This is a genomic window from Streptomyces viridiviolaceus, assembly GCF_014650995.1.
Classification (GTDB): domain Bacteria; phylum Actinomycetota; class Actinomycetes; order Streptomycetales; family Streptomycetaceae; genus Streptomyces; species Streptomyces viridiviolaceus.
On record NZ_BMWA01000010.1, the window covers coordinates 1 to 26,913 of the forward strand.

Genomic DNA, 26,913 nt, shown 5'->3' on the forward strand with positions numbered 1-26,913 from the left:
GTGTCCCCGGCCGCGGTCCTGGTCCCCTCCTCCGCGGAGGGCAAGGAGATCGCCGCCCGTCTGGCGCTGCGCATCGGTTCGGGCATCATCACCGACGCCGTCGACCTGGAGGCCGGCGACGAGGGTCCGGTGGCCACCCAGTCGGTGTTCGCCGCCGCCTTCACCACCAAGTCCCGCGTCTCCAAGGGCACCCCGGTCATCACGGTCAAGCCGAACTCGGCCGCCGTCGAGGCCGCCCCGGCCGCCGGCGCGGTCGAGGCCCTGTCCGTGTCGTTCTCCGCGCAGGCGACCGGTACCAAGGTCACCGGTCGTACGCCGCGTGAGTCGACCGGGCGTCCGGAGCTGACCGAGGCCGCGATCGTGGTCTCCGGCGGCCGTGGCGTCAACGGCGCGGAGAACTTCGCGCTCATCGAGGCCCTCGCCGACAGCCTGGGTGCGGCCGTGGGTGCCTCGCGTGCCGCGGTGGACGCGGGCTGGTACCCGCACACCAACCAGGTCGGCCAGACCGGCAAGTCCGTCTCGCCGCAGCTGTACATCGCCTCCGGCATCTCCGGCGCGATCCAGCACCGGGCCGGCATGCAGACCTCGAAGACGATCGTGGCGATCAACAAGGACCCGGAGGCCCCGATCTTCGACCTGGTCGACTACGGCGTCGTCGGCGACCTGTTCGACGTCGTCCCGCAGCTCACCGAGGAAGTCAAGACCCGCAAGGGCTGAGCATCCCGCCGGAAGCCGACCGAGGCCCCCGCGACCGTCGCTGGTCGCGGGGGCCTCGGCGTCTGCGCAGGATGGTGTTGACCGACGGGAAGGTCGCCGGATAACTTCGCTCTGCGGATTGTTGATTCCGTACAGTGGAAAATAGGAGGGTATCGGATGGGTCAGCAGGAGAAGGTGGCAACGAGCCTCGCGGGTGCCGTCAGCGAGGAGATCAGTGCCTCCCTCGCGCCGGTCGACGCGGAGCTGGAGCGCCGCTACCCCGGAGACCCGGGCACCCGCCAGCCCGTCCACACCGTCTACGTCCCCGGCGACGTCTTCGCCGCCGACACGATCCGCTCCTGGGGCGACCAGGCCCTCGCCGCACTCGACGAGCACGCCCCGGACGCCGCGTCCTTCGCCGCCGTACTGGGCCTGTCCGACGAACTCGCCGAGCCCGTGTACGCGCGCGTGCGCGCCAAGCTGGAGCGCGAGCCGATCGAGGACCTGCGCGTCGACTTCGAGGACGGCTACGGCAACCGCGCCGACGCCGAGGAGGACGAGGCCGCCGCCCGCGCCGCCCGGTTGATCGCCGAGGCGTACGCCGACGGGACGGCCGCCCCGTACATGGGCATCCGCATGAAGTGCATGGAGGCCCAGGTGCGCGACCGGGGCATCCGCACGCTCGACGTCTTCCTCAGCGGCCTGACGGAGGCCGGCGGCCTGCCGGACGGGCTGGTCCTCACCCTGCCCAAGGTCACCTACCCCGAGCAGGTCACCGCCATGGTGCGGCTCCTGGAGGCGTTCGAGAAGGCACGCGGCCTGGAGCCCGGACGGATCGGCTTCGAGATCCAGATCGAGACCAGCCAGTCCATCCTCGCCTCCGACGGCACCGCCACCGTCGCCCGCATGATCCAGGCCGCCGAGGGCCGCGCCACCGGGCTGCACTACGGGACCTTCGACTACAGCGCCTGCCTCGGTGTCTCCGCCGCCTACCAGGCCAGCGACCACCCCGCCGCCGACCACGCCAAGGCGATCATGCAGGTCGCCGCGGCCGGTACCGGCGTACGCGTCTCGGACGGCTCCACCAACGTCCTGCCGGTCGGCCCCACGGCGAAGGTCCACGACGCCTGGCGCCTGCACTACGGCCTCACCCGCCGCGCCCTGGCCCGCGCCTACTACCAGGGCTGGGACATGCACCCCGGCCACATCCCCACCCGGTACGCCGCCGTCTTCGCCTTCTACCGCGAGGGCTTCGAGCAGGCCGCCGCCCGCCTCGCCCGCTACGCCAGCCGGACCGGTGGCGACGTGATGGACGAGCCCGCCACCGCCAAGGCCCTCAGCGGCTACCTGCTGCGCGGTCTGGACTGCGGTGCCCTCGACATCGCCGAGGTGGCCCGGCTGACCGGCCTCACCCGCGCCGACCTGGAGGGCTTCGCCTCGCCCCGGCGCGGCGACCTCACGGCCTCGGCTTAGCGGACGGCGGCAGGTACCGTTCCAGGCCGGACGCCGTCACCCACTTCTCCTCGGCGAACAGCCGCGTCCCCCGCTCGCACAGCCGCCGGTCGGCCCGTGCCCGCGCGCAGAACTCCTCGGGTGTGACCCCGAACAGTTCCCGCAGCCGGGCCGACCGGACGAGCAGTTCGGCCAGCAGGGCGCGCTGCCCCGGATGGGTGCGCGGTGCTGCGGTGCCGTTGTGCAGGACACCGTGGCGGTTGACGTAGGCGTACGCGCCGCTCAGCACCACGCCGTCGGCCTCGATCCGCACGCCGGGAGCGGGCAGCCAGGCACGGTCGAAGTTGCCGGTCGGCAGCGGCACGCCCTCGCTGACGTCGATCACGGCGAGCTGTTCCGCGTCGAGCCAGATCACGAACAGCTCCCGCACAGTGTCCGGGGCGCTGACCGGCGAGGCGGAGACGTAGCCCAGGCGGCTCACATGGGCCGAGACGCCGATGTCCACGCCGGTGACCCGGGCCTTGACCATCGGGATCGGCGACGTGATGCCGAACCCGGCCATCTTGTGCCGTAACTGGCCCGGGCTCGCGTTGGAGCCGATCGCGAGGACGGGGACGCGGTCCTCGTGGACCGGCCCGTCCAGCGGCAGCAGCCGGTCCCCGACGAGCAGCCCGGACTCGGCCGGCCACGCGCCCGGATACAGCAAGGGGTGCTCGCGCGGCGCCTCGGCCAGCCCCAGCGCCCGCAGCGTCCGGCCCGCCCCGCCCGGCTCGGGCGCGCGGCGGTCACCGGACCGTCGGCCGGGCGGCACGCCGGGATCCCGGGGACCGCCGCCCCGCGAAAGGTCCGCCACGGGCCGCTCAGTCCGCGGGCGGCAGCTCGCCCGAGCCGCGGGTGATCAGCCGGGTCGGCAGTTCGATCCGGTCCGGTGCGAGCAGGGTGCCGTCCAGTTGCCGGAAGAGCCGTTCGGCGGCGGTGCGGCCGAGGGCCGCCGCGTCCTGGGCGACCACCGTGACGCCCGGCTGGAGCAGATCGGCGAGCTCGATGTCGTCGAAGCCGACCAGGGCGACGCTGCGGGCGTGCTCGGCGAGGACCCGGATCACGGTGACCGTCACCCGGTTGTTGCCCGCGAAGACGGCCGTGACCGGATCGGGGCCGGCGAGCATCTCCTCGGCGGCCCGGCGCACCCGCTCCGGGTCGGTGACGCCGAGGGACATCCAGGCGTCCTTCACGGGTATGCCGGCGTCCTCCATGGCCGCCCGGTAGCCGCGCAGCCGCTCGGCGGCGGTGTGGATGCGGGGCATGTCGCCGATGAAGCCGATCCGGCGGTGCCCGTGCGCGATCAGATGGGCCACGCCGTCGCGGGCGCCGCCGAAGTTGTCGGACAGCACCACGTCCGCGTCGATGCGGCCCGCCGGACGGTCGACGAACACCGTGGCGACGCCCGCCTTGATCTCCGGCTCCAGGTACTGGTGGTCGTCCCCGGCCGGAATCACCACCAGCCCGTCCACGCGCCGCGCGCACAGGGCCAGCACCAGTTCCTGCTCGCGGTCCGGGTCCTCCGCGCTGGACCCGTTGATGAGCAGCGCACCGTGGGCGCGGGCCACCTCCTCCACCGCGCGGCTGAGCGGGCCGTAGAACGGGTCCGCCAGGTCCTCCAGGACCAGGCCGACGCTCGCCGTCCGGCCCTTGCGGAGCACCCGCGCGCTGTCGTTGCGGCGGAAGCCGAGCGCGTCGATCGCCTCCTGGACGCGCCGTTCCGTCTCCGGGGTCACGCCCGGTTCCCCGTTGACCACCCGGGAGACGGTCTTCAGCCCGACCCCGGCGCGAGCGGCCACGTCCTTCATGGTCGGGCGGTTGCCGTAGCGGTTCCCGGGAAGGCGGCCTGCGCGGCGGGGCGTGTCGGGCACGGTGTCCTGTCCTGTCCTGTCGTCCACGGGATCGCGTCGGTTCCTGTCGTCCACAGGGGATGCGTCGGTCATGGGTTCGTATGAGGATGTGGCGTCGAGCATAGAGCCTGGACAACGTTGTCAGGTCCAGGGGACACTGTCCATCGCAATCTCGGGCCCGTGCCGTCACCGTGCGACCGGCCTGCTGTTCTCTTGTGATTCTCATGGTTGACGGGGAGATCCGACACTGATGCACACCGACCTCGTGGCCGCGCTGGACATCGGCGGCACCAAGATCGCCGGAGCGCTGGTGGACGGCCACGGCAGGATCCAGGTGCGCGCGCAGCGTGCGACGCCCGCCCGACAGGACGGCGAGACCGTGATGCGGGCCGTCGAGGAGGTGCTCGGGGAACTGACCGCCTCGCCGCTGTGGGGCCGCGCGACGGCCGTCGGCATCGGCAGCGCCGGACCGGTGGACGCCTGCGCCGGCACCGTGAGCCCGGTGAACGTGCCCGGCTGGCGCGACTACCCGCTGGTCCGGCGGGTCCGCGCCGCCGCCGGTGAGCTGCCCGTCGAGCTGATCGGCGACGGGGTGGCCATCACGGCGGCCGAGCACTGGCAGGGCGCCGCCCGCGGGCACGACAACGCGCTGTGCATGGTGGTCTCGACGGGTGTCGGCGGCGGTCTGGTGCTCAACGGCCGGCTGCACCCCGGTCCGACCGGGAACGCCGGCCACATCGGCCACATCAGTGTGGACCTGGACGGCGACCCGTGCCCCTGCGGCGCGCGCGGCTGCGTCGAGCGCATAGCGAGCGGCCCCAACATCGCGCGGCGTGCCCTCGACGGCGGCTGGCGTCCGGGGCCGGACGGCGACACCTCCGCGGCCGCCGTGGCCGCCGCCGCCCGTGCGGGTGATCCCGTCGCCGTGGCGTCGTTCGAACGGGCCGCGCAGGCGCTGGCCGCCGGGATCGCGGCCACCGCGACCCTCGTGGAGATCGACATCGCCGTGGTCGGCGGTGGGGTGGGCAAGGCGGGCGAGGTGCTCTTCGCCCCGCTGCGCAAGGCCCTCACCGACTACGCGACCCTGTCCTTCGTGCAGCGCCTGGCCGTGGTGCCGGCGCAGATGGGCACGGACGCCGGGCTGGTGGGAGCGGCCGCGGCCGCCCTCACCAGGACGGCGGGAGTGACCGCGGCGGGCGTCTGAGGCCCTGCCCGGGCAGCCGGACTGCGGCGCGACGGCGGCCCGCCCCCGGGCGGGCGGCCGCCACCCGGGCCGCGAGCCCCCGATGGAGCCGAGAGCCGAACCCGTCGGCCCCCGTTCGCACCCCCACCCGTTACCCCGGCCCGGCGGACACAGTTGAGTGCGGCATGAAGAAGCGCAGCATGCTCGCCCTCGCCTCCCTCGCCACCGGCTTCGTCGTCGCGGCCGTCACCCCGTCCCACGCACAGGGCGGCCTCCCGGTCGACGTCGAGGCGGAGGACACCGTCGGCGCCGTCGAGAGCACCGTCCTCACCGAAACTCTTCCCCTTGCCCAGGAGGCCCTCGACCACCGGGGCTGACCCGCACGGACCGGTCCGCACGGCGCCGGTGCCCCTCGTCCGGGGGCACCGGCGCCGTTTCGTGCCCCCTCAACTGGGGCTGGTTTCCGTGGCAGGGTGGAGCGGGCAAGCCACAGGGGGCCACCAGAAGAGGGGGAACCGTGATCGTCTGGATCAACGGTGCGTTCGGTGCGGGAAAGACCACCACCGCACGGGAACTGATCGAACTGATCCCGAACAGCACGCTCTTCGACCCCGAGGTCATCGGCGGCGCACTCGCGCACCTGCTGCCGCCCAAACGCCTCGCCGAGGTCGGCGACTTCCAGGACCTCCCGATCTGGCGCCGCCTCGTGATCGACACGGCGGCCGCGATGCTCGCCGAGCTCGGCGGGACCCTCGTGGTCCCCATGACCCTGCTGCGCCAGGAGTACCGCGACGAGATCTTCGGCGGCCTCGCGGCCCGCCGGATCCCGGTCCGGCACATCCTCCTGGCCCCGGCCGAAACGATCCTGCGCGAGCGCATGGCGGGCCGCGAGGTGCCGCAGGACCTGCCCGGCGGCGAGATACGCGTACGGCAGTGGTCGTACGAGCACATCGAGCCCTACCGCGCCGCCCTCGCCTCCTGGCTCACCGCCGACGCGCACCCCGTGGACACCAGTTCCCTCACCGCGTACGAGGCCGCCGCCCGCATCGCCGAGGCGGTCAGCGCGGGCACCGTGCCCGCCTGCGACATCGTGCAGACACCCGAGCCCACCGCCGAGACACTCGCCGCCGGTGTCCTGCTCTTCGACGAACAGGACCGCGTGCTGCTCGTCGACCCCACCTACAAGCCCGGCTGGGAGTTCCCCGGCGGCGTCGTCGAACCCGGGGAGGCGCCCGCGCGTGCCGGGATGCGCGAGGTCACCGAGGAGACCGGGATCGTCCTGGACGACGTACCGGCCCTGCTCGTCGTCGACTGGGAATCGCCCGCGCCGCCGGGCTTCGGTGGTCTGCGGCTGCTCTTCGACGGCGGGCGGCTCGACTCCGCGGACGCCGGCCGGCTGCTGCTGCCCGGTCCCGAGCTGCGCGACTGGCGGTTCGTCACCGAGGAGGAGGCCGCCGACCTGCTGCCCCCGGTCCGCTACACCCGTCTGCGCTGGGCCCTCAGGGCCCGGGAACGGGGGGCGGCGCTGTACCTGGAGGCGGGCACCCCGCTCGGCTGAACTCACCCGGGCGTACCCTGCGCCCGCGCCGCCGCCCTCCGGAGCGCCTCTCCGGCCCGGGCGGTCACCGGGTCCCCGTGGCCGAAGCAGGCCACCTCCGTGTCGAGGCCGGCCAACCGGCGCAAGGAGGCGACGGTCCGGTCCCGGTCGACGTTGAACACGCCCGGCATCACGGTGCCGTCGACGGGCGACGCGGCCACGGCGTCGCCCGTGAACAGCACGCCGTGGCGCGGCAGGTGCAGTGCGATGCTGCCGTCCGTGTGGCCGGGGACGTGGACGACGCGCGCCCCGCCGCCGAAGTCGAGGACGTCGCCCTCCGCCACCTCGCTCACCCGTGCCGGGCGGTCGAAGCCGCCCCGGGGAAGCCGCCGGACGGCCTCGGCGTGCAGGGGGCGCTCCCAGTCCTCGAACACCGGTGGCGGGCCCGGCACCTCGCCCCGTACGACGGGCGCGTCCAGGGCGTGCGCCAGTACGTCGGCGCCGCCGAGCGCCGCGACCTCGCCCGCCCCGCCCGCGTGGTCCTCGTGGAAGTGGGTGAGGACCACGCGCCGTACGCGGCCGACCGCTTCGGCCGCCTCGGCGATGCGCGCGCCCGACCCGGCCGGTCCGGCGTCGATCAGCGTCAGTTCGTCGCCGTCGCGCCAGAGGTAGGCCTGGCCGACCGGGAAGCGCAGCAGGTGCAGGCGCGGGAGGAGTTCGATGACGTCCATGGGACGACCGTAGGGAAGGCCCCGTACGGTGACGAGGGCCCTCTGCCGTCGGCAGAGCGGGCGCTGCGCTCAGCTCGCCGCGTAGTTGCGCAGGAACAGCGCCTCCGCCACCGACAGCCGCTCCAGCTCCTCGGGGGACACGCTCTCGTTCACGGCGTGGATCTGCGCCTCCGGCTCGCTCAGGCCGATCAGCAGGATCTCCGCCCGCGGGTACAGCGCGGCGAGGGTGTTGCACAGCGGGATGGAGCCGCCCTGGCCTGCGTACTGCATCTCCTGTCCGGGGTACGCCACCGCCATCGCGTCCGCCATGGCCTGGTAAGCCGGGCTCGTCGTGTCGGCGCGGAACGGCTGGCCCTGGCCGATCTGCTCGACCTGCACCCGCGCGCCCCACGGCGTGCGCGACTCCAGGTGAGCCTGGAGCAGCTTGGTGGCCTCGGCGGCGTCCACGCCCGGCGGCACCCGGAGGCTGATCAGCGCCCGTGCGCTCGCCTGCACCGAGGGTGTGGCGCCGACGACCGGCGGGCAGTCGATGCCGAGGACGGTGACGGCGGGGCGGGCCCAGATGCGGTCGGCGACGGTGCCGGAGCCGATCAGCTCCACGCCGGAGAGCACCTTGGCGTCCCGGCGGAACTGCTCCTCGTCGTACTCCAGGCCGTCCCACCGGTCGTCCCCGGTCAGCCCGTCGACGGTCGTCGAGCCGTCCTCGGCGCGCAGCGAGTCCAGTACGCGGATCAGCGCTGCCAGCGCGTCGGGGGCTGCGCCGCCGAACTGGCCGGAGTGGAGGTTGCCTTCGAGCGTGTCGACCCGCACCCGCACCAGGGTCATGCCGCGCAGCGTCGAGGTGACCGTCGGCAGACCGACGCGGAAGTTGCCCGCGTCGCCGATGACGATGGTGTCCGCCTCCAGCAGGTCCGGGTGCGCCTCGGCGTACCGCTCCAGACCGCCCGTGCCCTGCTCCTCCGAGCCCTCGGCGATCACCTTGACGTGCACCGGCACTCCGCCGTTGGCCTTCAGCGCGCGCAGGGCGAGCAGGTGCATCAGCACGCCGCCCTTGCAGTCGGCGGCACCGCGCCCGTACCAGCGGCCGTCGCGCTCGGTCAGCTCGAAGGGCGGGGTGGCCCAGCCGGCCTCGTCCAGCGGCGGCTGCACGTCGTAGTGGGCGTAGAGGAGAACCGTCTTGGCGCCCTCGGGGCCGGGCAGGTGGCCGTACACCGACTGTGTGCCGTCCGGCGTGTCGAGCAGGGCCACGTCCTCGAAGCCCTCGGCGCGCAGGGCCGCCGCTATCCAGTTCGCGGCGCCCTCGCTCTCGCTGCGGGGGAACTGGCCGAAGTCCGCCACCGATTTGAAGGCCACCAGCTCGGTGAGCTCCGCCTTCGCCCTCGGCATCAGCGAGGCGACGGTCTCGGCGACCGGATTCGACGACATGGGCACGCTCCTTGTGGGTGCGACGTTGTATCGAGGAGTACTGGGGTTGGTGGGCCGATCCTCCCACAGTGGCCTGCGGCGATGCCCGCCGTAGGATGCGGGGGTCAGGTGCGGCATGCGGTTTGATCGGAGCAGTAGACCATCGTGAGCAGCGAGAACTCTTCGGCGGACGACGCGCGTCAGGTCTGGGACGTCGTCGTGGTGGGCGCGGGACCGGCGGGCGCCACGGCCGCCTACGCGGCGGCGGTCGCGGGGCGGCGCGTGCTGCTGCTGGAGAAGGCGGAGCTGCCCCGCTACAAGACCTGCGGCGGAGGCATCATCGGCCCGTCGCGCGACGCGCTGCCCCCCGGCTTCGAGCTGCCCTTCCGGGACCGTGTGCACGCGGTGACCTTCTCCCACAACGGGCGCTTCACCCGTACCCGGCGTTCCCGGCAGATGCTGTTCGGGCTCATCAACCGGCCGGAGTTCGACCAGCAGCTGGTCGAGCACGCGCAGAAGGCGGGTGCCGAGCTGCGCACCGGAGCGACGGTGACGCGGGTCGAGCAGCACGGGTCCGCGGTGCCGGACCGGCGCACGGTCGCCGTCGTCCTGCAGGGCGGCGAGACGGTGCTGGCCCACGCCGTGGTCGGCGCGGACGGCAGCGCCAGCCGGATAGGGGCGCACGTCGGGGTGAAGCTCGATCAGGTGGACCTCGGCCTGGAGGCGGAGATCCCGGTGCCCGAGACGGTCGCCGAGGACTGGCGGGGGCGGGTCCTCATCGACTGGGGGCCGATGCCCGGCAGTTACGGCTGGGTCTTCCCCAAGGGCGACACACTGACGGTCGGGGTCATCTCGGCCCGCGGCGAGGGCGCGGCGACCAAGCGGTATCTGGAGGACTTCGTCGGCCGGCTCGGTCTGTCCGGCTTCGAACCGAGCATCTCCTCCGGCCATCTGACCCGGTGCCGTGCGGACGACTCGCCGCTGTCGCGCGGGCGGGTGCTGGTGTGCGGCGACGCGGCGGGGCTGCTGGAGCCGTGGACGCGCGAGGGCATCTCCTTCGCGCTGCGGTCGGGACGGCTCGCGGGGGAGTGGGCGGTGCGGATCGCCGAGGCCCACGACGCCGTGGACACGCGCAAGCAGGCCCTGAACTACGCGTTCGCGATCAAGGCCGGGCTCGGGGTCGAGATGAGCGTCGGCAAGCGGATGCTCGCGGTGTTCGAGCGCCGCCCGGGTCTCTTCCACGCGGCGCTGACGGGCTTCCGTCCCGCCTGGAGGGCGTTCAAGGAGATCACGCAGGGCTCGACGTCGCTGGGTGAGCTGGTGCGCGGTCATCCTCTGGCGCAGCGGGCCCTGGCCGCGATGGACCGCAAGGCCGTGGCCCCCGCTGCCGACGAGATCAGCCCGTGAACTCGATCCGGAAGACCGGATGGTCGGGGGCGGACGCGGTGATCTCCTCGTCTGAGGACTTGGCGGTCACCCCCTGGAAGTACTGGTTGACCTCCCAGCCCCACTTCTCCAGATAGGTCCGCAGGATCGGGAGCTTCTCCTCGTCGGGAAGCTCCACGGCGGTGAACACGCGTACCCTGCGCCCGACGCGCAGCTCTCCGCCGCCGGCGGCGCGCATGTTGCGGACCCACTGGGAATGGCCGCGCGCCGACACCAGGTACTGTCCGCCGTCGTACGCGTGCGGGTTGACCGGGATGCGCTGCATCTGTCCGCTCTTGCGGCCGCGGACGGACATCTCCGCGCTGCCCGCGAGGCTGACGCCGTGCCGTGCCAGCCAGCCGATGACGCTGTTGAGCCGGACGTTCATCCGGCTGCCCTTGAGGTAGTACGGCGAGGACGACGACGGCATGGTGACCCCCGGGAAGGTGATGGAGAGAGCAGCGCTCGCTTTTGCGAGCAGTGCTCTCGTTCGAGAGTTCCAGTCTGCAGGAGATGGGCAGGCGAAAGCAAGAGCACTGCTCTCGTCTGTGTGCGCCGCTCTGAATCCGTGGGACACTCCTCGGCATGAGCAGCACCGCACGGGGCGTCCGCGCCCGAGCCAGGATCGAGGTCACCGCCGCCATCAAGGACGAGGCGCGCAGACAGCTCGCGGAGGAGGGCGCCGCGAAGCTGTCGCTGCGGGCCGTCGCCCGTGAGCTGGGCATGGCCTCCTCCGCCCTGTACCGCTACTTCCCGAGCCGGGACGAGCTGCTGACCGCCCTCATCATCGACGCCTACGACTCGATCGGCGCCGCCGCCGAGGCGGCACGCGACGCCGCCTCCGGCAGCGACCCCGCCCGTCGGTGGACCCTCGTGTGCGAGGCCGTACGGGTCTGGGCGCTGGCGCACCCCCACGAGTACGCGCTGATCTACGGTTCGCCCGTGCCCGGCTACACCGCCCCGGACGACACCGTGCCCGCCGCCGCCCGGGTCGGCCACGTGTTCATCGGCATCATGCGCGCCGCACAGGGCGATGCATGCCTGGACCGGCCCGAACTGCCCCCCGGGCTGCGGCCCGAGGCCGACCGGATGACCGCCGACCTCGCCCCCGACCTGCCGCCCGAGAACGTGACGGCGCTCGTCGCGGCCTGGGCCGAGTTGTTCGGTCTGATCGGGTTCGAGGTCTTCGGGCAGTTCAACCGGGTGGTGGAGGACCGGAAGGCGTTCTTCCGGCACGCCGCGGACCGACTCGCCCGCGGCGTCGGCCTGATGCCCCCGCAGCAGGGCGAGGGAGCGACGCCGGCGCGCCGGGCGTGACGCGAGGGACTCAGGCGACCCGGGGCCGGGGCAGCAGCGCCGGGTCCTGTCGCAGGATCCGCGCGTGCAGGGACCGCAGCGCGGGTCCCGGGTCCGCGCCCATCGCCTCCGCCAGCCGCTGCCGCGCCGCCTCGTAGGCGGCCAGGGCGTCGGACGGGCGGCCGGTGCGGCACAGGGCGAGCATCAGCAGCTCCACGAGCCGTTCCCGCAAGGGGTGGGCCGCGACAAGCCGGACCAGTTCGTGGACGTACCCGAAAGCGTTGCCGAGTTCGATCTCACCGGCCAGCCGGGCCTCCAGGACCGTGAGCCGTTTCTCCGCCCAGCGCAGCCGCTCCGCCGCCAGGTAGGGGGCCCGGAGTCCCTCGGCGAACTCGCCGCGCCACAACTCCTCCGCGCGCCGGGCCAGTTCACCCGCCCGGCGCAGGTCGCCGGCGTCCCGTGCGGCCAGCGCCTCGTCCACCAGTTCCCGGCGCCGCCGCAGGTCGTCCGCGTGGACGCCGGTGAGCCGGTAACCGCTGCCCGTCCACGCCAGTTCCGCCCCCTCGCCGAGCGCGCGGCGCAGCCCGGAGACGTACTTCTGCACGAGGTTGCGCACGTGCACCGGCGGCGCGCCGCCCCAGACGGCCTCGACCAGGCCGTCGTAGGAGATCGGACGCCCCTCCTGAAGCAGCAGGACCGCGAGCACCGCGCGCTGCTTCGGCGGGCCGAGCGGGATCTCGTCGCCGTCGCGCAACGCGCGCAGCGGGCCGAGCAGTTCGCAGCGCAGACCGCCGATGGCCCGGGATGTCCCCGTCGTCCCCTCACCCATGGGCCGAGCGTATCCCGGGCGCGGTTCCGGCGGCTTCCGCCGATCCTCCCGATCTTCCAGTGGATCTTCCAGTGGATCTTCCAGCGACCGGACCGACCGTGTGCCTGACCCACCCTCGGAGGCCCACCCCTCGGGCATCCCGGAGAAAGGCCCACTCATGCTCACCCGGCTCGGCCGTCTGGCCGTGCGGCGCAGCCGTGCGGTGCTGATCGGTTTCCTGCTCGCCCTCCTCGGCCTCGGCGCGTACGGCGCCGGCGCCCAGAACGACCTGGACCTCTCGCGCTGGGACGCCCCCGGCACGCAGTCCGTGCGCGCCGGCGACGTCCTGCGCGACGACTTCCGCACCGGCAACCCCAACCTCGCCCTGCTGGTCACGGCCCGCGACGGCGACGTCGACAGCCCGCGCACCGCACGGGCAGCCCGGGAACTCGCCGCCGAGATGGCGAAGTTGCCGCTCGTCACGGACGTCACCTCGTACTGGGACGCCTCCAGCGCGGCCCTGCGCGGCGAGGACGGCCGCCGGGCCCTGATCCTCGTCCGCCTCGAAGGCTCGGCCACCGCCACCCGCGAGGAACTCGCCACGCTGTCCCCGGAGCTGACCCGCACGACCCCGGCACTCGACGTCCGCGTGGGCGGCCAGGAGGAGATCTCCCGGCAGGTCGGCGAACAGGCCCGCACCGACTTCCTGCGGGCGGAGGCGTTCGCCCTGCCCGCCGTGCTGCTCCTGCTGGTCCTCGTGTACCGGCGCACGGCCGCCGCGCTGCTGACGGTCGCCGTCGGCTTGTTCTCCGTCCTCGGCACGCTCGCCGGGCTACGGGCGGTCGCGCAGGTGACGGAGGTGTCGACGTTCGCCGCCAACCTCGCGCTCGTGCTCGGCCTCGGACTGGGCATCGACTACAGCCTGTTCGTGATCAACCGCTACCGCGAGGAGCGCGCCGCCGGGCACGCACAGCCCGAGGCGGTCGTCGGGGCCGCCCGCGCCGCCGGGCGCACCGTGGTGTTCAGCGGGGTCACGGTCGCGGTGTCGTTGTGCGCGCTGCTGGTGTTCCCGTTCTTCTTCCTGAGCTCGTTCGCCTACGCCGGGGTGTTCGTCGTGCTCACCGCGGTCGCCGGGGCGGTGCTGTTCCTGCCCGCCGCGCTCGCCCGCTGGGGGCATCGCGTCGAGCGCCCCGCCGCCCCCGCCTCCGGCTTCTGGCACCGCACCGCTCTCGCCGCCATGCGCCGCCCGCTGCTCGCGGGCGCCGGAGTGGTGGCCGTCCTGCTGGTGGCGGCCTCCCCGCTGCTCGGTCTGCGCTTCGGGCTGCCCGACGAACGCACCCTCCCCGAGGGCACCTCCTCACGCACCACCTCGGAGATCGTGCACCGAGAGTTCGCCGCGGAACCCACGGACACCGTCCAGGTCGTCCTCGGCGAGGGCGAACCGGCCGGCACGCGCGCGTACGCCACCGCCCTCTCCCGCCTCCCCGGCGTGTTCCAGGTCGACGCGCCCGAGGGCACCTTCCGGCAGGGCGAGCGCACCGGCGCCCCGGGCCAGGACCGGCTGACGGCACCCGACGGGCGGGTCCGCCTGGCCGTCGTACCGACGCAGGAGGCCATGCGCGGTGACGTCCCCGCCCTCGTCGCCGGCATCCGGGACACCCCGGCACCGGCCCCCGTCCTCGTCGGCGGGTACCCGGGCGAGACCACCGACTTCCGCGCCACGCTCCTCGACCGGCTCCCGTACGCCGTGGGGATCGTGCTGGTGGCGACGTACGTGATCCTGTTCCTGATGACCGGCAGCGTGCTGCTGCCGGCCAAGGCGACCGTGCTCAATCTGCTCAGCCTGTCCGTGATGTTCGGCTGTCTGGTGTGGGTCTTCCAGGACGGGCACCTGTCCGGCCCCCTCGGCTTCACCCCGACCGGTTCCATCGAGCCGAGCATCCCGGTGCTGATGTTCTGCGTGGCCTACGGACTGTCCATGGACTACGAGGTCTTCTTGCTGGCCCGCATCGCGGAGGAGCACGAACGCACCGGCGACACCGTGCGCGCGGTCGGCGAGGGCATCCGGCGCAGCGCCCCGCTGATCACCGCCGCGGCCGGCATCCTCGCGCTGTCCTTCCTGTCGTACGCCACCGGAGGCGTCGTCTTCCTCAAGGAACTCGGCATCGGCACGGCCCTGACGATCCTCGTCGACGCCACCCTCATCCGGGTGGTGCTGCTGCCGGTGACGATGCGGCTCGCGGGGCGGGCGAACTGGTGGGCACCGCGTCCGCTGCGCCGCCTGCGGGTGAAGGAGGAACCGGCCGCCGACGTACGCCACCGGGAGTACGCGTGATCACCACGCCCGGGTGACGTCGTCCCGGTGCCGCGGCGTCTAGCGTGGCGGACATGGACGGACAGCGCGCGGGCCGGGACGGTGGGCCCCGGTGGTGGCGGGACGGCCCACCGTGGGGGAACCACCGGGGCGACGAGGAACACGCCCCGCGGTGGCCCTGGCCCTCCACCGTGGTGATCACGGCCTTCGTGCTGGCCGGCTCCACCTTCGCCGCCCACGCGCAGGAGGGTGAACGGGTCGCCCTGGACCCCCTCGCACGCGTGCTGCTCGTCCTGACGGGGGCCGCCCTGCTGTGGCGGCAGCGGTACCCGGTGGCCGTCGTCTTCGCCACGGCCGCCACCACCCTGCTCTACCTGGGGACCGGATACCCGTACGGGCCGGTGTTCCTGGCCGTCGCCGTCGCCTGCTTCGGCGCCGTCGTCGCCGGGCACCGCAGGGCCGCCTGGACGGCGATGGGGGCGCTGTGGGCCGGGCACGCCCTGATGGCGCACTGGCTGTACCGGTGGCTGCCGCCGTCCGGGGACTCGGCCGCCTCCTGGGGGCAGGAACTGGTGATCGCCACCTGGGCGGTGGCGATCGTGGCCCTGTCGGAGCTGGCGCGGGCCCGGCGCGAGCAGTGGGCGAGGGAGCGGGCCGAGCGGGCCCAGGCGGCGCAGCGACGTGCGGACGAGGAGCGGCTGCGGATCGCCCGCGAACTGCACGACGTCCTCGCCCACAGCATCTCCGTCATCAACGTGCAGGCCGGCGTCGGCCTCGCCCTTCTCGACAGCGACCCGGAACAGGCCCGCACCGCGCTCACGACCATCAAGGCCAAGAGCAAGGAGGCCCTCGGCGAGGTGCGCCAGGTGCTCGACACCCTCCGCGCCCCCGGTGACGCGCCGCGTGCGCCGGCCCCGGGGCTCGGCCGGCTGCCCGAGCTGGTGCACGAGGCGGCGAGCGCGGGGCTCACGGTCGAGGTCGAGGGGGAGCCGCCGCGGCTCGCGCCCGGCACCGACCTGGCGGCGTTCCGCATCGTCCAGGAGGCGCTGACCAACGTCGTACGGCACTCGGGTTCACGGCACGCGCGCGTGCACCTCGGCCGGGGCGGCGGGACGCTGCGGCTGCGCATCGACGACGACGGGCCGGCGACCGGCGCCGACGCGGGCGGCGGCGGAAACGGACTGGCCGGAATGCGGGAGCGGGCGGCGGCACTGGGTGGCACCATCGAGGCGGGCCCGCGCCCCGACGGCGGCTTCCGGGTGCTCGCGACCCTGCCGCTCACCGTGCGGCACGACAAGGAGGAGGACCGGTGATCCGGGTACTGCTCGCCGACGACCAGTCACTGGTGCGGGCCGGCTTCCGGGCGCTGCTCGACGCGCAGCCGGACATCGAGGTGGCCGGGGAGGCCGCCGACGGCGAGGAGGCGGTGCGGGCGATCCGCGAACTGCGCCCCGACGTCGTCCTGATGGACATCCGCATGCCCCTGCTGGACGGCCTGGCCGCGACCCGCCGCGTCACCGAGGACCCCGCACTGACGGACGTGAAGGTGGTCATGCTCACCACCTTCGAGCTCGACGAGTACGTCTTCGAGGCCATCCGCAACGGTGCCTCCGGCTTCCTGGTCAAGGACACCGAGCCGGACGAACTGCTGCGTGCCGTGCGGGCGGTGGTCGCGGGCGATGCGCTGCTCTCGCCGGGCGTGACCCGCCGGCTGATCGCCGAGTTCGCGGCCCGCTCCAAGGAGCCGGCCGCGGCCGACGGGCTGTCCCTCCTGACCGAGCGGGAGCGGGAGGTGATGGCCCTGGTCGGCATCGGCCTGTCCAACGAGGAGATCGCCCGCCGCCTGGTCGTCAGCCCCCTCACGGCGAAGACCCACGTCAGCCGCACGATGGTGAAGCTGGGCGCCCGGGACCGGGCCCAACTCGTCGTCCTCGCCTACGAGTCGGGGTTGGTCCGGCCGGGCTGGCTGGGCTGATCCGGCCGCCGGAACCGCAGCAGCACGCTCACCACGCGCACGGCGAACACCACGGCGGCCACCGTCGCGCCCGAGCCGACGAGCGTGCCGCGCGCACCGGCCGGCAGGTCGAAGACGTACGCGGGCCCGGCCACGGCCCCGAACAGCACCGCCGCCGCGAACGCCGCGCTGCACAGGGCGTATCCGATCTCGACGGTGATCGCGTCCCGTTCGGCCTGGGTGCGCCGTCGTCCCCCGTGACTGGTCATGCCGGGAGTCTCACAGGCGTGCGTCCGGCGGAGCAAGCACGCTCCGCCGGACGCACGGGTGGAGGCGGTCCCCCTAGTCGCGTACCGGGACGCGCTCCGCCTCCGCAGGGGTGGACTTGGCGACCACGACGGACCGCGGCGTCCGGCGCCGGCGCAGTCCGGTGGCCGTGATCAGCAGGCCGGCGACCGCGATGGCCGTGACCACGACCAGGCCGGGCCGGTAGCCGTCCAGGACGGCCTGGGGCGAGGCGGGCCCCTCGGGCGCGTTGGCGGTCATCACCGCCGTCACCACGGCCAGGAAGAGCGCGCCGCCCACCTGGACGGAGGTGTTGAGCAGACCGGAGACCATGCCCTGCTCGTGCTCGTCGACGCCGTTGGTGGCCTGCACGTTGAGGGACGGGAAGGTCAGCGCGAAGGCGGCGCCGACCAGCAGCATCGTCGGCAGGATCACCGCCGCGTAGACCGGGTCGAGGTCGATCCGCAGGAAGAGCAGGTAGCCGATCACCATCAGGGCGAAGCCGAGCACGATCAGCCGCGGTGTGCCGAACCGGTCGATGACGGCCCCGACCTTGGTCGCGGACAGCGCCACCAGCGCGCCCGCCGGCAGGAAGGCCAGTGCCGTGTGCAGCGCCGACCAGCCGAGCAGGTCCTGCATGTACAGCGTGACCAGGAACTGGAACCCGATGTAGCTGCCGAGGAAGGTCAGCGCGCCGAGCTGGGCGCGGACCTGGGGGCCGGAGCGCAGCACCCCGAGCCGGATCAGGGGGCTCGGGCTGCGTCGCTCGACGGCCACGAACGCCACCAGCAGGGCGACGACGGCGACGAAGGACAGGACCGTGCGGGCCGAGGCCCATCCGGCCTCGGGGGCCTGCACCACCGTGAACACGAGCAGCAGCATCGAGGCGGTGCCGAGGACGGCGCCGGGGACGTCGTAACCGCCCGTACCGCGCTCACGCGGGCTGCGTGGCAGCAGCTTCAGGCCGGCGAGCAGGGCGATCAGCGCGATCGGCGCGGGCAGCAGCATGGTCAGCCGCCAGCTGGCCTCCGTGAGCAGGCCGGAGAAGACCAGCCCCATCGAGTAGCCGGTGGCGCCGCAGGTGGTGTAGATCGACAGGGCGCGGTTGCGCAGCGGGCCCTCGGCGAAGGTCGTCGTGATGATGGAGAGGCCGGCGGGCGCGGTGAAGGCCGCGCTCAGGCCCTTGACGAAGCGGCTGGCGATCAGCAGCGGCCCGGAGTCGACGAGCCCGCCGAGCAGCGAGGCGACCGCGAAGACGCCGAGGGCCACCAGGAAGACCTGGCGCCGGCCCAGCAGGTCGGCCGCGCGTCCGCCCAGCAGGAGCAGGCCGCCGTAGCCCAGGATGTAGCCGCTGACGACCCATTGCAGCGTGGCGGTGGACAGGCCGAGGTCGGCACCGATGGAGGGCAGCGCGACGCCGACCATCGAGACGTCGAGGGCGTCGAGGAACATGGCGGCGCAGAGCACCAGCAGGGTGCCCCACAGTCGGGGGGTCCAGCGTTCCTCGGACCCCGTGGTGGTGAGCGGAGAGGTCATGTGGAAGACAGTACATGCGCATGCATCGAATGCAAGCGCATTTAATTCCCGTGCAACAAAGCTCCGTCTCTGCTACGGTGCGGGCCCATGGCGGCGAAGAAGGCCGAACAGGCGCTCGTGACCCGGTGGCGCGGCATCCTGGCGCTGCACGCCCGTACCCAGTGCGAACTCGACCGTGTGCTGCACCGGCACGGCCTGTGCGCCAGCGACTTCGAGGTGCTCGACGTCCTCGCCGAGAGACGGGGCCGGGGCGGCTCCTGCGCGTTCCGCGTCCAGGAGATCTCCGAGCGGGTCCACCTCAGCCAGAGCGCGCTGTCGCGGCTGGTCGCCCGGCTGGAGAGGGACGGTCTCGTCGAGCGCGGCCTGTGCGCGGAGGACCGCCGAGGCGTGCGGGTGTCGCTCACCGCGAAGGGACGTGCGCTGTACGGCGAGGTGCTGCCGGTGCAACGGGCGGTGCTCACCCGGATGCTGGCCGACTGAGCGGGCCCCTGCGCGGGGTCCGGTTCAGCTTCAGGTGACCCCCGACTTCTCGCGCCACAGCTCGGCGAGGCGGGCGTCGCCGGTCACGACCGGGAACGGCGTCCGGTTCCACAGCGCGAGGTACAACTGCTCGGAGGGACCGGCCAGTTCGCAGTCGGCGTCCCCGATGTCGCCCCGCACCGTGACGGGCGGTTCCGGGGACAGCCGTACGGTCCACACCGCGTCCGGCACGTCCGTCGCCCGGATCCGCAGGGCGCGGGGCTTCTCGCTGCGGACGGCGCTCTTCGCGCGGGCGTGGAATCCGCACAGCAACTCGTCGATTCCGTCCACCGCGAAGTCCTCGCCCACGCCGGAGGGTGTGCCGCCCCTGGCCGACTCGGCGTCGAACCGGTGCACGGTCGTCTCGTGTGCCTGCCGCCTGGCCCAGAAGGCCAGCGGCGACGGCGCGGGCAGGAAGTGCCAGCAGCGCACGTCCGCGGGGGCGGCGCGGAGCGTGTCGACGAGTGCTTGGTGCCCGTCCCGGAACCAGCCAAGCAGCGCGGCCCCGTCCAGGTCGGGCAGGCCGCCGTCGGGGTGGTAGGAGGTGCGCCCCTCGGCGACGAACGCCGTCGCCCACCGGTGCACCATTCCCGTGTGCCGCAGCAGGTCCCGCACCAGCCAGCCCGGACAGGTCGGCACCTCGGCACCACTCCCGACCTCCTCGGCGGCCGCGGCCAGCAGCCGGCCCTCCCGCTCCAGGACATCGACGTGGGCGCCGATCGTCATCGTCTCCATGGCGGAGAGTGTGCCGGATGGAGTGCGGTCGAAGGGGAGGGGTTTCCGGTGTTCTCCCGGTCCGGGGAGGCGCCGGGGGCCGGTGTGTTCGGGCGCCGGGTGCCCGTGCGTTCGGGCGCCGGGGTCCGGTGCGTCCGGGGGGCGTGGCCGGTGCTACGCCTGGCGGTAGGTCGGCCTGGGGGTGCGGGGTGCAGGACGCTGTGTCGCGTCGGCGACGAGTACGGGGGCGGGCGCCGTGCCCTGGTGCGTCGGGCACCGTGCCCGGTGTCCGCCCCTGCGGGGTGGTCAGCCCGGCGCCGCCGCGCGTCGGGTCGCGACCGCGATGAGTACGGCCGCCGCCGCGAGCACCGCCACGCTGGTGAGCGCGGCCGGCAGGGAGAACCAGTCGGCCATGAATCCGATCGCGGGCGGGCCGAGCAGCATGCCGCCGTAGCCCAGCGTGGACGCGGTCGCGACGCCGCTCGGGCCGCCCAGCGCCCCGGCCCGTTCCACCGCGACCGGGAAGATGTTGGCCAGCCCGAGTCCGGTGATCGCGAAGCCGAACAGCGCCACCCCCACGGAGGGGGCGAGCGAGCCGAGCAGCATGCCGGCCGTGGCGGTCGTGCCCCCGGCCACCACCGTGGGGGTCCTGCCCAGACGTTCCAGCAGGGTCGTACCGGTCAGCCTGCCGGCGGTCATGGCGAGAGCGAAGCAGGAGTACCCCATGGCCGCGACACCGGGCGAGGCGTCGAGGTCCTGTTCCAGGTGCAGGGCGCCCCAGTCGGCCATGGCGCCCTCGCCGTACGCCGTGCACAGGGCGATCAGCCCCAGGGTGAGCACCAGCCGGCGGGTGCGGGCGTCCGGTCGGCCCGGGGCGGCGTCGTCCCGGGCGGTGTGCTCCGGCGGGGCGGGCGGTTCGCAGCGCAGCAGGGCGCGGCCGGCGACCAGCGTGACGAGCAGGCCGGTCACGGTGAGGGCGGCCAGGTGCTGCGCCGGTGAGAGCCACCCGGCGACGATCGCGCCCAGCCCGGCCCCGACCATGCCGCCCAGGCTGAACGCGGCATGGAAACTGGGCATGATCGGGCGCCGCAGCGCGGCCACCAGATCGACGGCGGCGCTGTTGAAGGCGACGTTGATCCCGCCGTAGGCGCTGCCGAACACCAGCAGAACGACGCCGAGGGCGAGCGCGGAGTGGGTGAGCGGGGGCAGGGCGACACTGAGGCACAGCAGAACCGCGCAGGCCACGGTGACGGGGTGACTGCCGAAGCGCCGGCAGAGCCGGCCGGTGAGGGTCATGGTGACGACGGCGCCCGCCGACACACCGAGCAGGGCCAGGCCGAGAGCGCTGGCGGAGGCCCCGGTCTGCTCCTTGATCGCGGGGATCCGCACCACCCAGCCGGCGAACACGAAGCCGTCGAGGGCGAAGAAGGCGGTCAGAGCGGTGCGGAGGCGCCCGAGATCGTCGCGGGGACCCGGCACGGCGCTGTGCGAACGGGATTTGTTTATCAGCGGCACAAAGTCAGGTTAGGCGGGGTAGAGGGGAGGGACAAGGGCGATCGAGGTCCGTCGGTTCCTCATTCGCCGATGGGACGAGCGAACCGCCTGCCGCGCACTCGTGAGCTGTGAGATGGTCGGGTGCTGAGTGAGGTACCAGCGTCCTGGTGCGTTGTCGGAACAGTCGATCAACAGGCGAAGGACACCGCGGAATATGGCTGAGGTTCTGCTCTACCATCACGTCCAGGGCTTGACCGACGGGGTCCGGGCGTTCGCCGACGACCTGCGACAGGCCGGCCACACCGTACACACTCCGGATCTGTTCGAGGGCCGCACCTTCGGCAGCCTCGAGGAGGGCATGGGGTTCGCGCGGGAAACCGGATTCGGCCCCCTCGGGGAACGCGGTGCGGCAGCGGCCGAGGACCTCGGCCCGGAACTGGTGTACGCCGGCTTCTCGTTCGGCGTGACGATCGCCCAGAAGCTCGCGCAGACGCGGCCCGGCGCACGTGGAGCACTGCTGATGCACTCGTGCATCCCCGTCACCGAGTACGGGGAGTCCTGGCCCGACGGTGTGCCGGTGCAGATCCACGGCAAGGAGGGCGACGAGTTCTTCGACGAAGACCTGCCCGCGGCACGCGAGCTGGCCAAGTCCGCACCGGCCGCGGAGCTGTACGTCTACCCCGGCGAACAGCACCTGTTCACGGACGCCTCTCTCGAGGCCTTCGACGCGGAGGCGACCAAGCTGCTGCTGGAGCGCGTGCGGACGTTCCTCGCCTCGGTCTGACCCTTGCCGCGACCCGGTGGCCGGACTCGTGCCGGCCTCCGTGTGAACCGCGCCGGAAGCCGGCGCCCGCACCCTGCGGCAGGGGATGACCGACAGACCCCGCACTCATGTGGCGAGGGCGGGAGCCTTCCGGGGCGGTGGGCTCCCTGTCCGCCTTCCCGGGCGGATGGTGGCACAGCCCCAACCGTCTCCCCACGGCGGGGTTTTAATCGCATGCCCTGGAGCAGGCCGGCGGCTACGGTGGACGCGTTCAGGTGCGCAGGTTGCGGCTACTTCTCCTGCCAAGAGGGAGACGCGGGTTCGAATCCCGCCGCCGGCCCCGGCCGGTGTCGTCCAGCGGCCCAGGACACCGACGTCGCCGCCACCGACTCGATCTCTGGACACTCAGGCTGAGGCCGCCCGCCTTCGGGGGAAGCGGGCGGTCTTGCCGGTGCTGGTGCGATCCGGGTTCGGGTGCCGGAAAATATGGCGCTCACCGGCGACGACTTTGCTCCGGAACAACAGTCTCCATCGGGAACGCCCCTGCCGGACGTCCCCTGTTCGGGCCGGGGCGAGGCAGATCACGATCCTCGACAGGAGACCAGCCCGACATGAGTGACCCGGCACTGACGGCAGACCGCAATCGCGAGACCGGGGTCTGGTCCTTGATCCGCAGCGAGCGAGCGGCGCTGGCGGCCGATCTCGCAGATCTGACGGACGAGCAGTGGGCGACGCCCTCGCTCTGCACCGGTCTGACGGTGCGTGAGGTGCTGGCGCACCTGACCGCGGGCGCGAGCCTCAACGCCGTGAGGTGGCTGGCGGGTGTGATCCGCTGCCGGTTCGACTTCGACAAGCAGGTGGCCATGCGGCTGGCCGAGCAGCTCGGCGCGACCCCGGGCGAGACCCTTGAACGCTTTCGGCGGATCGTCCCGAGCACGACCAAGCCGCCGTTGCCCGCCATCGCCCTGCTGGGCGAGACGGTCGTGCACGGAGAAGACATCCGGCGCCCGCTGGGCATCCGCCGCGACCACCCGATCGGGGTCGTCACGGAGACGGCCGAGTACTACCGGGGCTCGGACATGGTGGTCGTCGCCAAGGGACGCATCGGTGGCCTGAGACTCGTGGCGGACGACGGTCCCTTCATGACCGGTTCCGGGCCTCTCGTGTCCGGCAGCACCTTGTCCCTGTTGATGGCCATGACCGGGCGCGCGACGTACTGCGACGATCTCGAAGGCGACGGTGTGGAACTCCTCCGCAGCCGTTGCGGACCGGCGTGACAGTGAACGATGTCGTCGACCGGATGCTCCGACGCGGGCGGCGAGGGGTTCAGGACCCCGCGCCCCCCGTCCCCACCGTGCTCTCCCTCACCAGCAGCTGGTGGGGAGCCTTCGTCTCGGTCGGCGGTGGTGCCGAGCCGTCGATGACGGCCAGCAGGGTGCCGACCGCCGTGCGTGCGATCTGGGCCTTGTCGGGGGCGACCGTGGTCAGTGATGGGGAGCTGTACTGCCCCTCCTGGATGCCGTCGACGCCGACGACGGCGATGTCCTCGGGCACCCGTACCCCGGCCCGTGCCGCGGCGCGCATCGCGCCGATGGCCAGCAGGTCGTTGTAGCAGAAGACCGCGTCGGGCGGCTCCGGCAGGGCGAGCAGGTGCTCCATGGCCTGGGCGCCCAGGTGGCGGTGGAAGCGCTGGGTGGGGACGATCAGGTCCTCGTCGACCGTGAGCCCGGCCCGCTCCAGCGCCTGGCGGTAGCCGATGGTGCGCAACTGCGCCGTCTCACCGGTGCTGTACGGCTGGTCGCCGATGGCCGCGACGCGCCGGCGGCCCAGTCCGAGCAGGTGCTCCGTCGCCTCCCGGGCCGCAGCGACGTTGTCGATCGCCACGTGGTGGAAGCTGCCGTTGAAGATGTGCTCGCCGAGCAGCACGACGGGCACCCGGTTGGTGCGGCTGCGCAGTTCCTCCGCCGAGATGGTCAGCGGGCTCAGCAGCAGACCGTCGAACATCGTGGCGCGCGACTCCCGGCCGAGCAGTTCCCGCTCGCGCTCACCGTCACCGTCGGTCTGGTCGAGCATGACGACGTACCCGTGGGCGCGGGTGGCGGTGATCACCTCCCGGGCCAGCTCGGCGAAGTACGGCACGTCGAGCTCGGGGACGACGAGGGCGATCATCCCGCTGCGTCCCCGGCGGAGATTGCGGGCCACCAGATTCGGCCGGTAGTCGAGCTCGTCGAGCGCCGCCTGCACCCGCGTCCGCAGCTCCTCGGAGACGGGGACCGACCCGTTGACCACGTTGGACACGGTGCGGATCGAGACCCCGGCGCGTCGTGCGACGTCGCGGAGCGTGGAGCCGGCCATCCAGTTCCCCCTCACAGCCCTCGCGGGCTTCTTCCGTCGGAAGCATCTCGCGCCGGCGCCGGTGCGACCACCGCTGACGCAGGTTGATGTTACTCAGCTATTGCATCGTTGCAAAAGGCGCAGCATCATCTCTGCATCGTTGCAGAGCAGTTGGCGGCGACCGGCGCACTGCCGTGCGGACGACGCCTGCGCGCAGTCCGGTCCGCCGCGCACGCGTCCCCTCCCTGCTCCCTCGCGACCGCCTTCCCGACAGAGGAGCCGTGCTCATGTCCAGACCACCCGTCCCGCGCCGCAGCGTCCTGCGCGGTGCCCTCGGCGCCGGTGCGCTCGCCGTCGCCGCCGGCCCGCTCGCGGCGTGCGCCCCCGGCTCCTCGGGGTCCGAACCGCGCAAACTGACCGGCACCCCCAGCGCCTCCGCCAAGGGGGAGATCACCATCTGGAACCGCTCGGGCGACCTGTTCAAGGTCTTCGACGCGGCCATCGACGCCTTCCGCAAGGCCTATCCGGACGTCAAGGTGAACCACCAGGCCGTCGACATCGACGCCAAGCTCGCCAACACCCTGATCAGCGGCACCGACCTGCCGGACGGCAGCTTCTGGGACGACGCCAAGATCGGCAGCCAGGCCGAGCACCTGTACGACCTGACGGACCTGATCGCGCCCTACCGGAACAGGACGTCGGCGTACAAGCTGTCGGTCAACACCGTCGACGGCCGGATCTACGGCGTCCCCTGGGACCTCGATCCCGGGCTGCTCTGGTACCGCGAGGACCTGCTGGAGGACGCGGGCGTCGACCCCGCCGACCTCAAGTCCTACGACGACCTGCTGTCGGCGGCCCGGTCGCTGAAGGAGAAGAACCCCGCGGCCCGCCCCATCCACATGGAGAAGGACCCCTTCCTCGGACAGCTCTGGCTGGAGATGCTCGCCGGCCAGCAGGGCACCAGCCTCGCCGACGAGCACGGAAAGGTGCGGCTGGACTCCAAGGAGTACCGCACCATCCTCAACTGGATCCGGGACGCCGTCGACGACGGACTGGTCACCCATGCCGAATACCTCAAGCAGGCCGACCTCGCCGCCCTGGAGAACGGGCAGCAGGCCCTGGTTCCCTGGGCGGTGTGGTGGTCCTTCGCGCCCCAGCAGCTGCTGAAGAAGACCCAGGGCAAGTGGCGGGCCGCCCCCCTGCCCGCCTGGACCCCGGGCGGAGCGCGCAGCGGCGCCATGGGCGGCAGCAGCTTCATCATCCCGGCGAAGGCCAAGAACCCCCACCTGGCCTGGCTGCTCTATGAGTTCCTGTGCTTCAAGGAGCCCGGGTACAGCGCCGTGTACGGCCCGAGCGAGATCTACCCCGGCGGCCTGACCACCTCCGTACCGAGCTACGCCCCCGCCCGCCGCGCCGACAGGCCGCTGTTCGAACCGGTCGCCGCGCTCGGCGGCCAGGACCTGTGGAAGGTCGCCGTCGACGCCGCGGACGCCATCCCGCCCGCCGCGCCGATCCCCGCCTGGTGGAACAAGTCGGTCGACTACCTCGGGAACAACCTGCAGCGGCTGATGGAGGGGAAGATGGCGCCCGACGACGTCATCGACGACTCCACGAAGAAGATCCAGCGCAATCTGGTGGACCGCGCATGACACCCACGACCCTCACCCCGGCACGCCGGGAGCGGGCCGCCCCGGCGCCGCCGCGCCCCGCGCGCTCCCGCCGCCGGCCGTTCCTCACCCCGTACCTCTTCGTCGCCCCGTTCTACGTCGTCTTCGCCGCCTTCGGCCTGTATCCGCTCGTCTTCGCCCTCCAGTTGAGCTTCACCGACTGGAAGGGCGCGGGCGAGGCGCACTTCATCGGCCTGGAGAACTACACCTACCTGCTCACCAGCGAGGAGTTCTGGTCGTCGCTGGGCAACAGCGCGGTGATGTGGCTGCTCATCGTGCCGGTGCAGATCGTCGGGGGCCTGGCCGCCGCGGTCCTGCTGGCCAACGCCAGGCTGCGGCTGCGCGGCATGTTCCGGGTCGCCTTCATCGCGCCGTTCGTCACCCCGCTGGTGGCGATGGCACAGGTCTGGATCGTGGCCTTCGACACCGACTACGGGCTGGTCAACCACCTGCTGGGCCTCGTCGGCCTGCCCGGCGTCGACTGGCTGCAGTCGACCGCCTGGGCCAAACCGACGCTCGCGCTGCTGTTCCTGTGGAAGACCACCGGCTTCGCGGTCATCATCCTGCTCGCCGGACTCCAGGCCGTGCCCGCCGACGTCTACGAGGCCGCCTCCCTCGACGGCGCCTCGCGGAAACGGCAGTTCTGGTCGCTGACGCTGCCGCTGATGCGCCGGAGCATCGCCTTCCTCGTGGTGGTGCAGACCCTCGCGGTGTTCCAGATGTTCGCCGAACCCCACGTGGTCACCCAGGGCGGGCCCTACGGCTCGACCACCACCGGCGGCCTCTACCTCTACAACCACATCACGACGTCCGACCTCGGGACCGGCGCCGCGAACTCCTTCCTGCTGGTGCTGCTGGTGTTCGCCCTGTCCCTGCTGTCCGTGCGTCTGCTCCGCTCCCGGGACGAGTGAC

At 72.9% G+C, this 26,913-nt stretch carries 26 protein-coding genes; 15 read left to right on the forward strand and 11 right to left on the reverse strand.

Annotated elements, in window-relative coordinates; translation table 11 throughout:
* Both IE260_RS15620 and IE260_RS15625 read left to right on the forward strand, forming a co-directional pair.
* On the forward strand, nucleotides 1-717 hold a 717-nt coding region (locus IE260_RS15620; protein WP_189872162.1), incomplete at its 5' end, for an electron transfer flavoprotein subunit alpha/FixB family protein.
* A gap of 156 nt (nucleotides 718-873) precedes the next feature.
* Complete coding sequence (locus tag IE260_RS15625; RefSeq protein WP_189872165.1) at nucleotides 874-2,169, forward strand: DUF6986 family protein; 1,296 nt, start codon at nucleotides 874-876, stop codon at nucleotides 2,167-2,169.
* Here IE260_RS15625 and IE260_RS15630 read toward each other — a convergent pair.
* Entirely contained in the window at nucleotides 2,153-2,959 is an 807-nt protein-coding gene (locus IE260_RS15630) for a hypothetical protein (RefSeq protein WP_189872721.1), read from the reverse strand. The two genes, IE260_RS15625 and IE260_RS15630, sit on opposite strands and share 17 nt — an antisense overlap.
* A gap of 49 nt (nucleotides 2,960-3,008) precedes the next feature.
* Entirely contained in the window at nucleotides 3,009-4,085 is a 1,077-nt protein-coding gene (locus IE260_RS15635) for a LacI family DNA-binding transcriptional regulator (RefSeq protein ID WP_189872166.1), read from the reverse strand.
* A gap of 202 nt (nucleotides 4,086-4,287) precedes the next feature.
* On the opposite strand from IE260_RS15635, the gene IE260_RS15640 reads away from it, so the two are divergent.
* The 3 genes from IE260_RS15640 to IE260_RS15650 all read left to right on the forward strand — a co-directional run bounded on the left by IE260_RS15640 (nucleotide 4,288) and on the right by IE260_RS15650 (nucleotide 6,778).
* Nucleotides 4,288-5,241, forward strand: coding sequence for an ROK family protein (locus IE260_RS15640; RefSeq protein WP_189872168.1), 954 nt, complete (start codon nucleotides 4,288-4,290; stop codon nucleotides 5,239-5,241).
* A gap of 164 nt (nucleotides 5,242-5,405) precedes the next feature.
* Nucleotides 5,406-5,597: a hypothetical protein gene (locus IE260_RS15645; protein WP_189872170.1), complete on the forward strand. Its 192-nt coding sequence runs from the start codon at nucleotides 5,406-5,408 to the stop codon at nucleotides 5,595-5,597.
* A gap of 140 nt (nucleotides 5,598-5,737) precedes the next feature.
* Nucleotides 5,738-6,778, forward strand: coding sequence for an NUDIX hydrolase (locus IE260_RS15650; RefSeq protein ID WP_189872172.1), 1,041 nt, complete (start codon nucleotides 5,738-5,740; stop codon nucleotides 6,776-6,778).
* A 2-nt stretch (nucleotides 6,779-6,780) separates the two neighbouring features.
* Here IE260_RS15650 and IE260_RS15655 read toward each other — a convergent pair whose 3' ends face one another.
* The gene (locus tag IE260_RS15655) at nucleotides 6,781-7,488 is read right to left on the reverse strand and encodes an MBL fold metallo-hydrolase (RefSeq protein ID WP_189872174.1); all 708 of its coding nucleotides are present in this window, start codon (nucleotides 7,486-7,488) and stop codon (nucleotides 6,781-6,783) included.
* A 69-nt stretch (nucleotides 7,489-7,557) separates the two neighbouring features.
* Nucleotides 7,558-8,913 carry a dipeptidase gene (locus tag IE260_RS15660; RefSeq protein ID WP_189872177.1) on the reverse strand — a complete coding sequence of 452 codons (1,356 nt, stop codon included), beginning with the start codon at nucleotides 8,911-8,913 and terminating at the stop codon, nucleotides 7,558-7,560.
* A 144-nt stretch (nucleotides 8,914-9,057) separates the two neighbouring features.
* On the opposite strand from IE260_RS15660, the gene IE260_RS15665 reads away from it, so the two are divergent.
* Nucleotides 9,058-10,299, forward strand: a complete 1,242-nt coding sequence (locus IE260_RS15665) for a geranylgeranyl reductase family protein (protein WP_189872179.1) — start codon at nucleotides 9,058-9,060, stop codon at nucleotides 10,297-10,299.
* On the opposite strand, the gene IE260_RS15670 is transcribed toward IE260_RS15665, so the two are convergent.
* Entirely contained in the window at nucleotides 10,289-10,747 is a 459-nt protein-coding gene (locus IE260_RS15670; RefSeq protein WP_189872181.1) for a nitroreductase family deazaflavin-dependent oxidoreductase, read from the reverse strand. The genes IE260_RS15665 and IE260_RS15670 overlap by 11 nt on opposite strands.
* Nucleotides 10,748-10,902: 155 nt before the next feature.
* Between IE260_RS15670 and IE260_RS15675 the strand changes: the two genes are divergently transcribed.
* Nucleotides 10,903-11,634 (forward strand): TetR/AcrR family transcriptional regulator, encoded by a 732-nt coding sequence (locus IE260_RS15675; protein WP_189872183.1) that lies wholly within the window; start codon nucleotides 10,903-10,905, stop codon nucleotides 11,632-11,634.
* Between the two features lie 10 nt (nucleotides 11,635-11,644).
* On the opposite strand, the gene IE260_RS15680 is transcribed toward IE260_RS15675, so the two are convergent.
* Entirely contained in the window at nucleotides 11,645-12,442 is a 798-nt protein-coding gene (locus tag IE260_RS15680; RefSeq protein WP_189872185.1) for an AfsR/SARP family transcriptional regulator, read from the reverse strand.
* A 157-nt stretch (nucleotides 12,443-12,599) separates the two neighbouring features.
* On the opposite strand from IE260_RS15680, the gene IE260_RS15685 reads away from it, so the two are divergent.
* Genes IE260_RS15685 through IE260_RS15695 form a run of 3 tightly spaced genes read left to right on the forward strand, consistent with a single transcriptional unit; the run spans nucleotide 12,600 to nucleotide 16,710 of the window.
* Nucleotides 12,600-14,756 (forward strand): MMPL family transporter, encoded by a 2,157-nt coding sequence (locus IE260_RS15685; RefSeq protein ID WP_189872187.1) that lies wholly within the window; start codon nucleotides 12,600-12,602, stop codon nucleotides 14,754-14,756.
* A 53-nt stretch (nucleotides 14,757-14,809) separates the two neighbouring features.
* Nucleotides 14,810-16,048, forward strand: a complete 1,239-nt coding sequence (locus IE260_RS15690) for a sensor histidine kinase (protein WP_189872189.1) — start codon at nucleotides 14,810-14,812, stop codon at nucleotides 16,046-16,048.
* Entirely contained in the window at nucleotides 16,045-16,710 is a 666-nt protein-coding gene (locus tag IE260_RS15695; protein WP_189872191.1) for a response regulator, read from the forward strand. Before IE260_RS15690 ends, IE260_RS15695 begins: the two co-directional genes overlap by 4 nt.
* Here IE260_RS15695 and IE260_RS15700 read toward each other — a convergent pair.
* Complete coding sequence (locus IE260_RS15700; RefSeq protein ID WP_189872192.1) at nucleotides 16,671-16,958, reverse strand: DUF6332 family protein; 288 nt, start codon at nucleotides 16,956-16,958, stop codon at nucleotides 16,671-16,673. The genes IE260_RS15695 and IE260_RS15700 overlap by 40 nt on opposite strands.
* A 73-nt stretch (nucleotides 16,959-17,031) precedes the next feature.
* Nucleotides 17,032-18,510 (reverse strand): MFS transporter, encoded by a 1,479-nt coding sequence (locus IE260_RS15705; protein ID WP_189872194.1) that lies wholly within the window; start codon nucleotides 18,508-18,510, stop codon nucleotides 17,032-17,034.
* Between the two features lie 87 nt (nucleotides 18,511-18,597).
* Here IE260_RS15705 and IE260_RS15710 point away from each other — a divergent pair, with 87 nt between their 5' ends.
* Entirely contained in the window at nucleotides 18,598-18,990 is a 393-nt protein-coding gene (locus IE260_RS15710; protein WP_189872196.1) for a MarR family winged helix-turn-helix transcriptional regulator, read from the forward strand.
* Between the two features lie 30 nt (nucleotides 18,991-19,020).
* Here the strand turns inward: IE260_RS15710 and IE260_RS15715 are convergent, their stop codons facing one another.
* Nucleotides 19,021-19,755, reverse strand: coding sequence for a maleylpyruvate isomerase family mycothiol-dependent enzyme (locus IE260_RS15715; RefSeq protein ID WP_189872723.1), 735 nt, complete (start codon nucleotides 19,753-19,755; stop codon nucleotides 19,021-19,023).
* Between the two features lie 294 nt (nucleotides 19,756-20,049).
* Nucleotides 20,050-21,222, reverse strand: a complete 1,173-nt coding sequence (locus IE260_RS15720; RefSeq protein ID WP_189872198.1) for an MFS transporter — start codon at nucleotides 21,220-21,222, stop codon at nucleotides 20,050-20,052.
* A 229-nt stretch (nucleotides 21,223-21,451) separates the two neighbouring features.
* Between IE260_RS15720 and IE260_RS15725 the strand changes: the two genes are divergently transcribed.
* On the forward strand, nucleotides 21,452-22,021 hold the full coding sequence (locus IE260_RS15725; RefSeq protein ID WP_189872200.1) for a dienelactone hydrolase family protein: 570 nt from the start codon (nucleotides 21,452-21,454) through the stop codon (nucleotides 22,019-22,021).
* 590 nt (nucleotides 22,022-22,611) lie between these two features.
* Nucleotides 22,612-23,277 (forward strand): maleylpyruvate isomerase family mycothiol-dependent enzyme, encoded by a 666-nt coding sequence (locus IE260_RS15730; protein WP_189872202.1) that lies wholly within the window; start codon nucleotides 22,612-22,614, stop codon nucleotides 23,275-23,277.
* Nucleotides 23,278-23,326: 49 nt separating this feature from the next.
* Here the strand turns inward: IE260_RS15730 and IE260_RS15735 are convergent, their stop codons facing one another.
* Nucleotides 23,327-24,355, reverse strand: coding sequence for a LacI family DNA-binding transcriptional regulator (locus tag IE260_RS15735; RefSeq protein WP_189872204.1), 1,029 nt, complete (start codon nucleotides 24,353-24,355; stop codon nucleotides 23,327-23,329).
* 266 nt (nucleotides 24,356-24,621) lie between these two features.
* On the opposite strand from IE260_RS15735, the gene IE260_RS15740 reads away from it, so the two are divergent.
* Nucleotides 24,622-25,983, forward strand: coding sequence for an ABC transporter substrate-binding protein (locus tag IE260_RS15740; protein WP_189872206.1), 1,362 nt, complete (start codon nucleotides 24,622-24,624; stop codon nucleotides 25,981-25,983).
* Nucleotides 25,980-26,912, forward strand: a complete 933-nt coding sequence (locus IE260_RS15745; protein WP_188180139.1) for a carbohydrate ABC transporter permease — start codon at nucleotides 25,980-25,982, stop codon at nucleotides 26,910-26,912. Before IE260_RS15740 ends, IE260_RS15745 begins: the two co-directional genes overlap by 4 nt.
* Nucleotide 26,913 lies beyond the last annotated feature (1 nt).